Annotated in this window: 10 protein-coding genes; 4 read left to right on the plus strand and 6 right to left on the minus strand. The window is 67.4% G+C overall.

The genetic code is table 11. From position 1 onward, the window contains the following. Window positions 1-37 precede the first annotated feature (37 nt). From cysW to HHL15_RS02705, 3 genes are read right to left on the minus strand one after another with little or no spacing between them, the layout of a single operon-like run. Entirely contained in the window at window positions 38-934 is an 897-nt protein-coding gene (gene cysW, locus HHL15_RS02695; protein WP_169144249.1) for a sulfate ABC transporter permease subunit CysW, read from the minus strand. Continuing rightward, entirely contained in the window at window positions 934-1,773 is an 840-nt protein-coding gene (gene cysT / locus HHL15_RS02700) for a sulfate ABC transporter permease subunit CysT (RefSeq protein WP_169144250.1), read from the minus strand. Before cysT ends, cysW begins: the two co-directional genes overlap by 1 nt. Then, window positions 1,773-2,786: a sulfate ABC transporter substrate-binding protein gene (locus HHL15_RS02705; protein WP_169144251.1), complete on the minus strand. Its 1,014-nt coding sequence runs from the start codon at window positions 2,784-2,786 to the stop codon at window positions 1,773-1,775. Before HHL15_RS02705 ends, cysT begins: the two co-directional genes overlap by 1 nt. Before the next feature lie 196 nt (window positions 2,787-2,982). Between HHL15_RS02705 and HHL15_RS02710 the strand changes: the two genes are divergently transcribed. Beyond that, window positions 2,983-3,516 carry a hypothetical protein gene (locus tag HHL15_RS02710; protein ID WP_169144252.1) on the plus strand — a complete coding sequence of 178 codons (534 nt, stop codon included), beginning with the start codon at window positions 2,983-2,985 and terminating at the stop codon, window positions 3,514-3,516. A gap of 55 nt (window positions 3,517-3,571) precedes the next feature. Here HHL15_RS02710 and HHL15_RS02715 read toward each other — a convergent pair whose 3' ends face one another. After that, complete coding sequence (locus HHL15_RS02715; protein ID WP_169144253.1) at window positions 3,572-4,885, minus strand: hemolysin family protein; 1,314 nt, start codon at window positions 4,883-4,885, stop codon at window positions 3,572-3,574. Window positions 4,886-5,076: 191 nt separating this feature from the next. Between HHL15_RS02715 and HHL15_RS02720 the strand changes: the two genes are divergently transcribed. From HHL15_RS02720 to HHL15_RS02730, 3 genes are read left to right on the plus strand one after another with little or no spacing between them, the layout of a single operon-like run. Continuing rightward, window positions 5,077-5,961, plus strand: a complete 885-nt coding sequence (locus tag HHL15_RS02720) for a hypothetical protein (RefSeq protein WP_169144254.1) — start codon at window positions 5,077-5,079, stop codon at window positions 5,959-5,961. 42 nt (window positions 5,962-6,003) lie between these two features. Continuing rightward, the gene (gene glpK / locus HHL15_RS02725) at window positions 6,004-7,494 is read left to right on the plus strand and encodes a glycerol kinase GlpK (protein ID WP_169144255.1); all 1,491 of its coding nucleotides are present in this window, start codon (window positions 6,004-6,006) and stop codon (window positions 7,492-7,494) included. Then, the gene (locus tag HHL15_RS02730; protein WP_169144256.1) at window positions 7,491-9,023 is read left to right on the plus strand and encodes a glycerol-3-phosphate dehydrogenase/oxidase; all 1,533 of its coding nucleotides are present in this window, start codon (window positions 7,491-7,493) and stop codon (window positions 9,021-9,023) included. The genes glpK and HHL15_RS02730 overlap by 4 nt, the downstream gene beginning before the upstream one ends. 20 nt (window positions 9,024-9,043) lie before the next feature. Here HHL15_RS02730 and cphA read toward each other — a convergent pair whose 3' ends face one another. Together cphA and HHL15_RS02740 are read right to left on the minus strand one after the other, a co-directional pair. Next, on the minus strand, window positions 9,044-11,617 hold the full coding sequence (gene cphA, locus HHL15_RS02735) for a cyanophycin synthetase (RefSeq protein ID WP_169144257.1): 2,574 nt from the start codon (window positions 11,615-11,617) through the stop codon (window positions 9,044-9,046). Window positions 11,618-11,702: 85 nt separating this feature from the next. Next, window positions 11,703-13,901, minus strand: coding sequence for a cyanophycin synthetase (locus HHL15_RS02740; protein WP_169144258.1), 2,199 nt, complete (start codon window positions 13,899-13,901; stop codon window positions 11,703-11,705). Window positions 13,902-14,040: the final 139 nt, after the last annotated feature.

Raw genomic sequence — 14,040 nt, forward strand, 5'->3', positions numbered from 1 at the left:
TCCTCGCGTGTATTCGCTTCCGCCCCGGGGCGGTGGTTCATTCGTCGTCGTTGCCGAAGCTGGACTTGCCGGCCTGGCGCTCGACCCACCCCTTGATGACCAGGGTCACCAGGGCCAGCAGGGCCAGCAGGGAGGCCACCGCAAAGGCGGCCGCGAACTGGTATTCGTTGTAGAGAATCTCCACGTGCAGCGGCATGGTGTTGGTCATGCCGCGGATGTGGCCGGACACCACGCTGACCGCACCGAACTCGCCCATCGCCCGGGCGTTGCACAGGATCACGCCGTACAGCAGGCCCCACTTCACGTTAGGCAGGGTCACATGCCAGAAGGTCTGCCAGCCCCGCGCGCCCAGCACGACCGCGGCCTCCTCCTCCTCCTTGCCCTGGGCCTCCATCAGCGGAATCAGCTCACGGGCAACGAAGGGGAAGGTCACGAAGACCGTCGCCAGCACGATGCCCGGCACCGCGAAGATGACCCTCACGTCATGGTCAGACAGCCACGGGCCGAACCAGCCCTGGGCGCCGAACACGAGCACGTAGATCAGGCCCGAGACCACCGGCGACACCGAGAACGGCAGGTCGATCAGGGTGATCAGGAAGTGCTTGCCGCGGAAGTCGAACTTGGTGATGGCCCACGCCGCCGACACCCCGAACACCAGGTTGAGGGGCACGGCGATCAGCGCGGCGGTCAGGGTCAGCCGGACCGCCGCGAGGGCGTCCGGCTCCAGCAGCGCGTTGATGTAGGTATCCCAGCCCTTGCGGAAGGCCTCCACAAACACCGCCACCAGCGGCAGCAGCAGGAAGAAGGCAAAGAAGCTCATCGAGACTGCGATCAGCGCCCACTTCACCCAGGTCGGCTCGCGGGTGGCGGCCTTGGATTCAAAGCGGGCGGACTGGTCCCCCGCCCCATGCAGAACTGCAACAGCGCCAGCCATCAGCGGGCCCTCCCGGTACGTTTGGCTGTCCAGGCCTGGAGGCCGTTGATGATCAGCAGCAGGATGAAGGAAAAGATCAGCATCACCACCGCCACCGCTGTGGCGCCGGCATAGTCATACTGCTCGAGCTTGGTGATGATCATCAGCGGGGTGATCTCCGACACCATGGGAATGTTTCCGGCGATGAAGATCACCGAGCCGTACTCACCCACGGCACGCGCAAAAGCCAGCGCGAAGCCCGTCAGCAGCGCCGGGAACAGGGTCGGGAAGACCACGTAGCGGAAGGCCTGCCAGCGGCTGGCACCGAGGCTCACCGCAGCCTCTTCGTATTCGGTGTCCAGGTCCTCGAGAATCGGCTGGACGGTCCGCACCACGAAGGGCAGGCCGATGAAGACCAGCGCCACCAGCACCCCGAGCGGCGTGAAGGCCACCTTGATGCCCAGCGGCTCCAGCACGCTGCCGACCCAGCCGTTCTTGGCATACAGAGCGGTCAGGGCAATGCCGGCCACCGCCGTGGGCAGGGCGAAGGGCAGATCCACCAGGGCGTCGACCAGGCGCTTGCCGGGAAAGGAATAGCGCACCAGCACCCAGGCCAGCATCAGGCCGAACACTGCGTTGATGGCCGCGGCGATCAGCGAGGCGCCAAAGGACAGCCGGTAGGACGCCAACACCCGCGGCGAGGTGGCGGCATCCCAGAAATGCTCGAACCCCAGCGAACCCGCCTTGAAAAACACCGCCGCCAGCGGGATCAGCACGATCAGCGACAGGTAGCCCAGGGTGTAGCCCAGGCTCAGGCCGAAGCCGGGCAGCACGCGGAAGGAAGTCGACGACGAAGCCATCAGCGTTTCACCACGATCTGGTCATACACACCGCCATCGGCAAAGTGGGTCTTCTGCACCGCATCCCAGCCGCCGAGCTTCTCTTCCACGGTGAAGGTCTTCACCGCCGGGAAACGGCTGGCGTACTTCTTCAGGATCGCCGGATCACGCGGGCGGAAGTGGTGCCGGGCGATGATCTCCTGGCCTTCCGGGGCGAACAGGAAGTTCAGGTAGGCTTCAGCGGCCTTGCGGGTGCCGCGCTTGTCGACCACCTTGTTCACCACCGCCACCGGCGCCGCGGCCTCGATGGACAGGGAGGGGTAGACCACGTCGAACTTGTCGCCGCCCACTTCCTGGTCGATCAAGGTGGCTTCGTTCTCGAAGGTGATCAGCACGTCGCCGATATCCCGCTGGGTGAAGGTGGTGGTGGCGCCGCGGCCGCCGCCGTCCAACACCGGCACGTTGGCAAACAGCTTGGTGACGAAGTCGCGGGCGCCCGCCTCGTTGCCGCTCTTCTGCAGCGCGTAGCCCCAGGCCGCCAGATAGGTGTAGCGGCCGTTGCCGGAAGTCTTGGGATTGGGCACGATCACCTGCAGGCCGGCACGGGTCAGGTCGGACCAGTCCTTGATACCCTTGGGGTTGCCCTTCCGGACCAGGAAGATGGTGGTGGTGGTGTAAGGCGCGGCATCATGGGGAAAGGCCTTGCGCCAGGCCGGCGACACCAGGCCGTTCTTCACCAGGGCCTCGATGTCCGGCGCCTGGTTCATGGTCACAACGTCGGCCTCCAGACCGGCCACGACAGACTGAACCTGCTTGCTGGAGCCGCCATGGGACTGATTGATGCCGAGCTTGTCGCCACCCGCCTTCTGCCACTTGGCGATGAAGGCCGGATTCACATCCTTGTAGAGCTCCCGGGACACGTCGTAGGAGACATTCAGGAGGGTGGTATCCGCCTGGGCCGATACCGGGCCCAGCGCGGCGATAGCCAGGAGTGCAGCAGCCAGGGGGCGCAGAATGATGCGGGTCGGGGACATGGAGCTTCTCCTTTTATTCGAGTAGGCCTCGAGTCTAGGGAGGAGCCGCAACGCACCAAACCAATAAAAACGGCTTTATATATTCCTCAATGGAAAATGCGACAACCTCGATCCGTTCACATGGTTATAAACAAACCGCGCCGCTCCCGAAAACACCCCTGAAACCGAACCCAACCCCCCATCACCGAGAGCCCCCATGAAACCCCTCAGCCCGGCCTCCACCCTCGCAGCCCTGTGCCTGAGCCTCGCCGCCTGCGCGCAACTTCCACTGGCAGGCGACCCTGCAGCAATCCGCAGCCTGGCCGATGCCCGGCGCATCCTGGGCGACCCGGCCCTGCGCTGGTCCAATCCGGATGGCGGCGAACAGCTCGCCTTCCCCCAGGGCCCGATGGGCTACCGGACCTGGATGGTGCATACGGCGGCCGACGGGCGGGTCCTGTCCATGGAGAACGTGATGAGCATGGCTCATTTCGCCCGCATCCTGCCCGGCATGAGCCAGGACGAGGTGCTGCGCATCCTGGGGCCGTCCTATCCCGGCTGGACGGTGTATTACAAGGCGCGGGACGAGCTGGTGTGGGAGTGGCGCTACTGCGACGTGTGGGCCGAGCCGGCGCGCTTTGACGTGCTCTTCGACGGCCGCAGTGCCACCGTGCGCAGCACCATGAGCCAACCCGAAAGGTTGTCCCAACCCTGGGGCCGGGGCGACCGGCGGGAGTGGTGCAGTCCCTGAGGGTACAAGCCCCGGGTATCCCTCTGGAGTGCAGCCGCCATGACCAGCGGGGGGGCTAGTCCTCTTCCACAGGTGCCAGGGCCAGTGACATCAACACCTTGTCCACCCGGTTGCGGTCCATGTCCATGACCTCGAAGCGCCAGCCCAGTACCTCAAAGTGATCGGTGGCCACCGGCACACGGCCCAGGCTATGCATGATGAAGCCCCCCAGGGTGTTGAAGGAATGCTCCTCTTCCCCGGGCAGGTCATCGAAGATATCCAGCTGCGACTTGAGGCGCTCGATGCCCACGTCGCCATCCACCAGCCAGGAGCCGTCCTCGCGCTGCAGCATGTCGCGGTCTTCCGGCGCCTCGGGCACCGACAGCTCGCCAACGATCGCAGCGAGCACGTCGGTCAGGGTCACCAGGCCCTGCACATCGCCGTATTCGTCAATCAACAGGGCGAACTGCAGACGGGCCCGCCGGAAGCTCTCGAGCAGCTGGGTGGTGGACACGGTCTCCGGCACGTACAGCGGCGGGCGCAGCATGGTCTCCAGATCGGCCAGCTTGAGACGTTCCCCGCGCAGGGTCTTTTTCAGCAGATCGCCGGTCTGGAGTACCCCGAGGATATGCTCAAGGCCGTCGCGGCATACCACGACACGGGAATAGCAGGTATCCACCAGGCTCTGCCATACCGTCTCTTCATCCTCATCCAGGTCGATCACGAACATCTCCCGGCGGGGCGTCATGATCGCCGAGATGCGCTGTTCATCCAGGCGCAGCACATTGGAAACGATTTCCTGCTCGCTCTCGTGGAAGACCCCAGCTTCGGCCCCCTGCTCCATCAGCACCTTGATCTCGTCATCGGTGACCGGCGGCTCTTCCTTGCGACGGGCGCCCAGCAGGCGGAGGATGGCCGCCGAGGTGCCGGACAGCACAGTGACCAGCGGATGGGACACGCGGGCCAGGATTATCATCGGCCGGGCGATCAGGGTGGCAATGCCCTCGGGCGCCAGCAGGGCCAGGCGCTTGGGCACCAGTTCACCGACCACGACCGAGAAATAGGTCAGGCCAATCACGGTCAGGGTGAGGGACACGCCCCTGGCGTAGGGCTCCACCAGGGAGAAGTGGGACAACCACTCAGCCAGCGGATCGGAGATTGCCGCTTCGCCGATGGCACCGCTGAGAATCCCTACCGATGTGATCCCGACCTGGATGGTGGACAGGAAGCCCGAGGGTTCCTGATGAAGCTGGAGCGCCGACTCAGCGCCAGGGCTGCCGTCGTCGGCAAGGTTCTGAAGACGGGACTTGCGGGATGACACCACCGCCATCTCGGACATGGCGAACACGCCATTGAGGAGAATGAGCAGCAGCAGGAGGAGTAGATCCATCAGTTGAGCGGGCCGCACATGCGGTACGACCCGGGGGTTTAACGAGCCGCCATTGTAACGGCTGGAGGCCTTTATACGAAAAGGGCCTTCCCTCCGTCCCGTGGGGCCTGAACAGTGCGCGCGCCGCCAAACGGGGAATTCCGTTACAAAAAGCATCCCGGGCTGGCAGACGCCGGTCTAAAATCCGGGCGATGTCGGCTGTACCCCACCCTTCCCCGTCGCGGTCCCTGCGCCTGGCGATCGCGATTTCGCTGGTCGTCCATGCGCTCGTCCTGCTGATCCCGTCCAGCCCCCCTGAAGGGCGGGACACCTCGGCCTCGCCACTGCAGGCCCGCCTCGCGCCCCGGCCCCAGGAGCAGCTTGCCCGGCAGCCCGCCTCGCCCGCCGAGATCCGCCCCGCCAAGCGGACGCCCAGCAAGGAAACACGCCAGGCCAAGGCCCCTGAATCACGGCCGCGCGTCATCACCGCCCGCAAACCCTCCCCTTCCAGCCTGCCCCAGGCCGAGTCGCCGCCCACCTGGAGCGTCGCCCAGAAAGAGGAGATGAACCGCTTCCTGGACGAACTCTCCAGTGAAGCCAAGGCCCGCCCGCAACCCAACCTGGCCGAACGCTCCATGGCCATGGCCCGCGAGATTGCCCGGGAGGGCGTGCGCGACGGCGGCAGCCGTCGCCGGGACGACTCCGGCGAGCTCGTCGAGCGCATCCCCGACAGCCCCCCGGTCGATCCCTTCAGCCTGGAGTTCTACCTGGACGCCCTGGTCAAGAAGCTCAACCGCAGCGCCTCCTTCGTCAAGAACGACCCCCGCACCCGGGGCATCCACGGGGCCGCCGTCGAAGTCCGCCTCAACCCGGACGGCAGCCTGAAGAGCTTCAAGATCGTCCAGGCCGGCGACCAACAGGAAGAGATTGCCTTCGTCCGCTCGGTGGTCGAGCGGGCCGTACCCTTTGCGGCCTTCCCGCCCGACATCGTCAAGTCGGCCCGCTCCCTGGCCCTGATGATCTGCATCCAGCCAGCCGGGCTGGGCGGCGATGGTTTCGGCTTCACCCGCCGCCCCGAAGGCAGCCGCTGCTCCTAGCCCGCGGTATCATCGGCACACCCCCACAGCGGAGGTGTCGCCATGTCCTTTCTCCTCGCCCTCGACCAAGGGACCAGCAGCAGCCGGGCCATCGTCTTCAACGACAAGGGTGAGGCCCTCGGGCTGGCCCAGCAGGAATTCAGGCAGTCCTTTCCCCAGCCCGGCTGGGTCGAGCACGACCCTCTCGAGATATGGCAGACCCAGCTGGCCTGCGCCCGTGAGGCGCTGCGGGCAGCAGGCCTGGCCGCCGGCCAGATAGCCGCCATCGGCATCGCCAACCAGCGGGAGACCACCGTGCTGTGGGAGCGCGCCAGCGGCCGCCCCCTGGCCCCCGCCATCGTCTGGCAGGACCGCCGCGGCGTGGGCCATTGTGAACGCCTGAAGGCAGACGGCCACGCGGAATGGATCCGCGCCCGCACGGGGCTGGAGCTGGACGCCTATTTCTCGGCCACCAAGCTGGCCTGGCTGCTGGCACATGTGCCTGGCGCCCGTCAGCAGGCCGAAAGAGGCGAGCTCGCCTTCGGCACCATCGACACCTGGCTGGTATGGCAGCTCACCGGCGGCGCCCGCCATGTCACCGACCCGGGCAATGCCTCGCGCACCCTGCTCTTCGACATCCATCGCCAGGTCTGGGATGAGGACCTGCTCGCCCTCTTCGGCATTCCCCCCAGCCTGCTGCCCGAGGTCGTGGACAGCAGCGGCGTGATGGCCGAGACCCTGCCCACGCTCTTCGGCCATTCCATTCCGATCGCAGGACTGGCCGGCGACCAGCAGGCCGCCACCTTCGGCCAGGCCTGCCTGCAGCCTGGCATGGCCAAGAACACCTATGGCACGGGCTGCTTCCTGATGCTCAACACCGGGCACCAGCCGGTGGAGTCCCGCCATCGCCTGCTGACCACCCTGGGCTGGCGGCGGGGCGGTGAGACCCACTACATGCTCGAAGGCAGCGTCTTCGTGGCCGGCGCCGTCGTCCAATGGCTGCGCGACGGGCTCGGGCTCATCGATACGGCGGCGGACATCGAAGCGCTCGCCGCCAGCGTGCCCGACAGCGGCGGCGCCGTGCTGGTGCCGGCTTTCGCCGGCCTGGGCGCCCCCTGGTGGGACGGCCACGCCCGCGGCATCCTGGTCGGCCTGACCCGTGGCGTCACCAAGGCACACATCGCCCGCGCAGCCCTGGACGCCATCGCCCTGCAGACCGTCGACCTGGTCGACGCCATGGGCCGGGACGGCGCCGGCCCCCTCACCGAGCTGCGGGCCGACGGTGGCGCCGCACGCAACGACCTCCTCCTGCAGATCCAGGCCGACCTGCTCGGCGTGCCGGTGATCCGCCCGCGCCAGACCGAGACCACCGCCCTCGGCGCCGCCAGCCTGGCCGGCCTGGCGGTGGGCGTGTGGAGTTCCACCGATGCGCTGGCCAGCCACTGGCAGGCCGAACGCGTATTCGAACCGACCCGCTCGGCCGACTGGCGCGCAAGCCAGCTGAACACCTGGCACCGGGCCGTGGAACGCTGCCGCGACTGGGCTGCAGAATGAAGCGCCTGGCCCTGCTTGAACGCCTGCGCGCCACGCCCCGCTGGGACGTGCTGGTGGTAGGCGGTGGTGCCACCGGCCTGGGCTGCGCCGTGGAGGCCGCCTCCCGTGGCTATTCGACGCTGCTCCTCGAAGCACGGGATTTTGCCAAGGGCACCAGCTCCCGCTCCACCAAGCTGATCCACGGCGGGGTGCGCTACCTCGCCCAGGGCCGCATCGGCCTGGTCCGCGAGGCGCTGGCGGAGCGCGCCCTGCTGCTCGCCAACGCCCCCCACCTGGTCCACCCGCAGCGCTTCGTGGTGCCGGTGTATCGCCACCTCGACCGCCTCACCCTGGGCATCGGCCTGAGCGCCTACGACTGGCTGGCCGGACAACGCAGCCTGGGGCCCAGCCGCCTGCTGTCCGCGGGCGAGACCCTGACCCTCCTCCCCACCGTGGAAAACCACGGCCTGCTCGGCGGGATCGCCTACATGGATGCGCGCTTCGACGATGCCCGGCTGGCCATCAGCCTGATGCGCACCGTCATCGGGCTGGGTGGTCTGGCCCTCAACTACCTGCCGGTCGAGCAGCTTCTCCACGACAAGGGCCGGGTCAGCGGCGTCAGCGCCCGTGATGCCGAGAGCGGTGAAGCCTTCGAGATCCACGCTCAGGTGGTGATCAACGCTGCGGGGGTGTGGGCCGACCAGCTGCGACGGCTCGACGACGCCGGCCTGGCCGGCCGGCTGCGCCCCAGCCAGGGCGCCCACCTCGTGGTGGACCGGGATTTCCTGCCCGGCGATTCGGCCCTGCTGATCCCGCGCACCCGCGACGGCCGCGTGCTGTTCATGATTCCCTGGAAAGGCAAGGTGCTGCTGGGCACCACCGACACCGCCCGCCAGGACCTGCCCGAGGAACCCCGCCCCTTCAGCGAGGAGGTCGACTTCATCCTCGACACGGCGGGCCGCTACCTTCCCCGCGCACCGGCCCGACATGATGTCCGCAGCGCCTTTGCCGGCCTGCGCCCGCTGATCGGTGGTGGCGCAAGCAACACCGCAAGCCTGTCGCGGGAACACGTCATCGAGGTGTCCCACCAGGGCCTGGTGACGGTCGCAGGCGGAAAATGGACGACCTACCGGCTCATGGGTGAGGAGATCATCGACCGCGCGGCCGCATCGGGCGGCCTGCCCCCCCGGGCCGGTCGCAGCCGCAACCTGAGCTTGCACGGCAGCACCGCCAGCCCCACCGAAGACGTACATGGCTGCGAGCGGGCCGCCATCGACGCCCTTCCAGGCGCCCAAGTATGTCTGCACCCCGGCCTCGACCTGAGCGAAGCCGAAGTCCGCCATGCCGTGCGCCACGAGCAGGCCCGCAACATCGAAGACATGCTGGCCCGCCGCCACCGGGCGCTGTTCACCGATGCCCGGGCGGCCCTCGACTGCGCCGCGGCGGTGGCCGCCGTCATGGCCGAAGAACTGGGCTGGACGCCGCCGCAGACCCTGGAAATGCAGGAAGCCTTCCGCCGCGTGGCGGAAGGCTTCCTGGTCGAAACCTGACTATCTGCTCAGGGGGCTGGTCAGCCCGCTTCGGCAATCCGCTTGGCGATGTGCTCCAGAGCCTCCTCCACCTGGTCGATCAGGATCAGGCACAGGTCACCGCTGGACAGTTTGGCCAGGGCCGCGTCGATGGCCAGGAACTCACCCCGGATCTCGCCGATGTCGGTGGTCCGCGGCGCGCCGACCAGGCCTTCGCGCAGCAGCGCCAGCACCTCGCCGTCGGCGCGGCCACGCTGGCACTCGTCCTGGTAGAGCACCACCTCATCGAAGACCTTGCCGAGGATGCGGGTCTGCTCGCGGATGTCTTCGTCACGCCGGTCGCCGGCACCGCTGATCACCACCGAGCGGCGCTTGGCCGGCATGCTCTCCACCGCCTGCACCAAGGCCAGGATGGCATCCGGGTTGTGGCCGTAGTCGGCGATCAGGGTCGCCCCCTTGTAGTCGAAGACGTTGAAGCGTCCCGGCGCGCTGGCGGCATCGTTGATGAAGCTGCCCACCCCTTCCAGGATGTTCTCGATGGACAGGCCCAGGGCCCAGGCCGCGGCGATCGAGGCCATGGCGTTCTCGACCTGGAAGGAGATGCTGCCGTTACGGGTGATCGGGATGCCGGCCAGGGGTACGCGGAACTGCTCCTCGCCCTGCACCGCCACGATAGCATCGCCCTCGACGAAGACCACCCGATGACCCTGCACCCTGTGGGTCGCCAGCACGGGGTTGTTCGGATCCAGGGCGAAATACAGCACCTTGCCCGGGCAGGCTGTAGCCATCTTGACCACCATCGGGTCGGCGGCGTTGAGCACGGCGGTGCCATGGGGCGCCACGTTCTGCACGATGACCCGCTTCACCACCGCCAGATCTTCCACGGTGCTGATGTAGGACAGGCCCAGGTGGTCGCCCATGCCGATGTTGGTCACCACCGCCACATCGCAGCGGTCGAAGGCCAGGCCCTCCCGCAGTACGCCGCCGCGCGCCGTCTCGAACACTGCGGCATCCACGTCGGGGTGCAGCAGGATGTTGCGGGCGCTGCGCGGGCCGCTGCAGTCACCGGTGTCGATGCGGCGCTTTCCCACATAGACACCGTCGGAATTGGTCATGCCGACCCGCTTGCCGGCCACGCCCAGGATGTGGGCGGTGAGGCGCACCGTGGTGGTCTTGCCATTGGTGCCGGCCACTGCCACCACCGGAATGCGGCCGTTCTCGCCGGGCTTGAACATGTTGGCGACGATCGCCTCGCCGACCGGCCGGCCCTTGCCGTAGGAAGGCTGCAGGTGCATGCGCAGGCCGGGGGCGGCATTGCATTCGACGATGCCGCCGCTCTGGGTCTCGAGGGGCTCGAGCACGCTCTCGCAGACCACATCCACACCGCAGATGTCGAGGCCGATGTTCTTGGCCGCGGCAATGGCCCGCTCGGCCACTTCGGGGTGGACGTCATCCGTCACATCGGTGGCCGTGCCACCAGTGGACAGGTTGGCGTTGTTGCGCAGGATCACGCGCTTGCCCTTGGGCGGCACGGATTCGGCGTCGAAGCCTTGCTTGGCCAGGGTGGCCAGGGCAATCTCGTCGAAGCGGATCTTGGTCAGGGAGGTGGCATGGCCGACGCCCCGGCGCGGATCGCTGTTCACGTGATCGACCAGGGCACGGATGCTGCGCTTGCCATCGCCCACCACCAGCGGGGGATCACGGCGGGCCGCCGCCACCAGCTTGTCGCCGATGACCAGCACACGGTAGTCATGGCCGGGCAGGTAGCGCTCGACCAGGATGTCGTCGCTGAACTCGACCGCCACGTTGTAGGCGCGCTTGACCTCTTCCTCGGTGCGCAGCTTGACGGCCACGCCCTTGCCCTGGTTGCCGTCGCGAGGCTTGACCACCACCAGGCCGCCGATCTCGCGGGCGGCCTGCCAGGCGTCGTCGGCGCTGCTCACCGAGCGCCCCAGCGGCACCGGCACGCCAGCGGCACGCAACAGGGTCTTGGTGAGTTCCTTGTCCTGGGCGATGGATTCCGCCACAGCGCTGGTCAGGTCGGTCTCGGCGGCCTGGATGCGGCGCTGCTTGCTGCCCCAGCCAAACTGCACCAGGCTGCCCTCGGTGAGGCGCCGGAACGGGATGCCACGGGCCACGGCGGCCTGCACGATGGAGCCGGTGGAAGGGCCGAGGCGCACGTCCTCGTCGAGCTCCTGGAGGCGGCCCAGCGCCGCGGCCAAGTCGAAGGCGCCGTCTGTCTCGGCGGCGCGGCACAGTTCGATGGCCAGCTCGAAGGCCAGGCGGCCGACCTTTTCTTCGGTGTATTCGACCACCACCTGGAACACACCCGGCTCCAGGGTACGGGCAGTGCGGCTGAAGGTCACCGGGCAGCCGGCGCTGGACTGCAGGCCCAGGGTGGCCATCTCGAGGGCATGGGCCACGGAGATCTGGCCCAGGTGAGCATCTGCCTCCAGGAAGCCCATTTCCGGAAAGAGGTTGCGCAGGCGCTCCTCGTAACCCGGAATGGAATCGATGTCGCCCTCGGCCTCGGAGCAGGTCACGATGGCTTCGATGGCGGTGTGGCGGCTCCACAGGTTGGGGCCGCGCAGTGCCCGGATGCGTGAAACTTCCATGAATGTCGGTCCTTGTCTTTTTATGCTGCCGGCGCCCATCAGGCGCGCCGGCCAATCTCATGGTTCTGGCTAGCGCCCGGGATGCTCAATAGTCGGCGCGCAGCGGCGCGGCGGGGTCGTAGGGCTTGATGCCGGCGCGGATCATCGCCGGGGAAATACCCAGGGCCCACGCTCCGGCCACCGCCGCAAGCAGGTTCGAGAGCACGCCCGGCGCGGCATCGGCACCGTTGGCGAGCATCACCACCTCGCTCATCGGGGCCAGGACTTCCTCGCTCTCGCCGGTCGCCAGGATCAGCTTGCCGTCACGGGCATAGACCGAGCGCTTGCCCTCGGTACGGGCCGCGGCAAGCGCCTCTGCGGCGCTATCCACCCCGTAGAAGATCACCTCGCCGTCGGACAGGGGGGCCATCTCGACCACCGCCGGGTCTTCGGCATTGAGCACGGAGGCGCCGTAGGGCAGCACCAGGTCGACCTGGGTGCGGAACACGTTCCAGACCTTCTCGGGGCTGTCCATGTAGAACTCGCCGTAATGCAGTTCCGGATCGACATTGGTGACCACCCCCACCAGGCAGCGGTCGTAAACCGTGCCGTCGGCCAGGATGCTGCGGCAGCCGTTCTCGAAGACGGCCGCTTCCACGGAGCGGTTCATCAGCACCCGTTCGGCGGCATCCCAGTTGGTGCCCTCGGCGGTCTCCACCTGGCGGCCGTCCAGGAACACTCCCTGGCTGCAGGCCAGCCCGGTGTATTGGCCGGAGATACGCAGCAGGTGGGCGATCAGGCGGGCCACCGGGGTCTTGCCGCGGCTGCCGCTGACGCCGACCACCGGGATCCGGGAGTCCGCATCCTTGGCAAACAGATGGTCGACGATGGCCTCGCCCACCGGGCGCGGCTGGCCGACGCCCGGCTTGATATGCATCAGCAGGCCGGGGCCGGCATTCACCTCGACAATGGCACCCTGCTGCACGTCCAGCGGCTTGGAGATGTCTTCGCAGACCAGGTCGACGCCGGCGATGTCCAGGCCGACGATGCGCGCGGCCAGGCAGGCCAGTTCGGCGGTGTCCGGGTGCACCTCGTCGGTCACGTCGAAGGCCATGTTGCTGGTGCGGACGATCATCACCTCCTGCCCCGCGGGCGGCACCGATGCGCCGGTGAAGCCCTGGCGGGCCACCTCCATCTGGGCCGCCGGGTAGCGGTCGAGCTTGATCAGGTAGAGGGGGAATTCATGCTCCACGCCACGCCGCGGATCGGAGTTGATCTGGGTCTCGATCAGCTCGTCGATGCTGTGCTCGCCGTCGCCGACCACGGACACCATGTCGCCCTTGTTGGCCGCCACCATCTTGCCGCCGACCACCAGCAGGCGGTGCTCGGCGCCACGGATGAAGCGCTCGACGATGACCTCCGAGCCCTCGGCTGCAGACAGGGGATACAGCTCGCGGATCTCGTCAGGGCTGCGCACATTGGTGAACACGCCACGGGCATGATTGCCGTCGCTGGGCTTGATCACCACCGGGAAGCCGATGTCCCCGGCGGCCTCGATGGCATCCTCGATGCCATCGACGATACGCCCCTCGGGAATCGGCACGCCGCAGGATTCGAGCAGGGTCTTGGTGAGATCCTTCTCCCGCGAGATGCTCTCGGCAATGGCCGGTGTGCGGTCGGTCTCGGCGGTCCAGATGCGGCGCTGGCGCGCACCATAGCCGAGCTGCACGAGGTTGCCCTCTGCCAGCAGGCGGATAAAGGGAATGCGCCGGCTCTTGTCGGCCGCCGCCTCGACGATGCAGCGCGTGCTCGGGCCGAGCATGTGGGTATCGACCAGGTCGCGCAAGCGCGCCACCGCGGCATCCACGTCATAAGGACGGCTCTCGATGGCCGCCATCAGCAGATCGTGGCCCATGTTGAGGGCCGCCATCGACACGTCCTTCTGCCAGGCGCGGATCACCACCTTGTACACACCGCGTAGGGAGGTTTCCCGCGCCTTGCCGAAACCGCCGGTCATCCCGGCCAGGTTCTGCAGCTCCAGGGTCACGTGTTCGAGGATGTGGCCAGGCCAGGTGCCGTCCCGCAGGCGCTGCAGGAAGCCGCCCCGCTCACCGATGCTGCAGCGGTGCTCGATCAGGGTCGGCAGCATGGCGGTCAAGCGCTCGTAAAACCCGGGGATGACGTTGGACGGACAGTCCTCCAGGTCGTGGATGTCGACCCAGGCTTCAAGGACGGACCGGTAAGTCCAGATGTTCGGTCCCCGCAGATGGAGCACGTTGAGGAATTCGATCGTTTTGTTGGTCATGGACGAGGCTATTGAAAGGACGGGCTGGATAGCGGCACGGTGCGGAAAAAACTGAACATCCACCTAACGCAGCAAAGCCGGGTTGGATTACCGCTGTAAAGAATATACACAACCTGACCATACTGCCTGCCACCGGGTG

Origin of the sequence: Zoogloea dura (assembly GCF_012927165.1) — a bacterium.
Classification (GTDB): Bacteria; Pseudomonadota; Gammaproteobacteria; order Burkholderiales; family Rhodocyclaceae; genus Zoogloea; species Zoogloea dura.

Bases quoted from the DNA above. Each gene is read 5' to 3' on its own strand.
- HHL15_RS02705 (WP_169144251.1), bottom strand. From the start codon at position 2,786: ATGTCCCCGACCCGCATCATTCTGCGCCCCCTGGCTGCTGCACTCCTG.
- HHL15_RS02720 (WP_169144254.1), top strand. From the start codon at position 5,077: ATGTCGGCTGTACCCCACCCTTCCCCGTCGCGGTCCCTGCGCCTGGCG.
- cphA (WP_169144257.1), bottom strand. From the start codon at position 11,617: ATGGAAGTTTCACGCATCCGGGCACTGCGCGGCCCCAACCTGTGGAGC.
- cysT (WP_169144250.1), bottom strand. From the start codon at position 1,773: ATGGCTTCGTCGTCGACTTCCTTCCGCGTGCTGCCCGGCTTCGGCCTG.
- HHL15_RS02730 (WP_169144256.1), top strand. From the start codon at position 7,491: ATGAAGCGCCTGGCCCTGCTTGAACGCCTGCGCGCCACGCCCCGCTGG.
- HHL15_RS02710 (WP_169144252.1), top strand. From the start codon at position 2,983: ATGAAACCCCTCAGCCCGGCCTCCACCCTCGCAGCCCTGTGCCTGAGC.
- glpK (WP_169144255.1), top strand. From the start codon at position 6,004: ATGTCCTTTCTCCTCGCCCTCGACCAAGGGACCAGCAGCAGCCGGGCC.
- cysW (WP_169144249.1), bottom strand. From the start codon at position 934: ATGGCTGGCGCTGTTGCAGTTCTGCATGGGGCGGGGGACCAGTCCGCC.
- HHL15_RS02715 (WP_169144253.1), bottom strand. From the start codon at position 4,885: ATGGATCTACTCCTCCTGCTGCTGCTCATTCTCCTCAATGGCGTGTTC.
- HHL15_RS02740 (WP_169144258.1), bottom strand. From the start codon at position 13,901: ATGACCAACAAAACGATCGAATTCCTCAACGTGCTCCATCTGCGGGGA.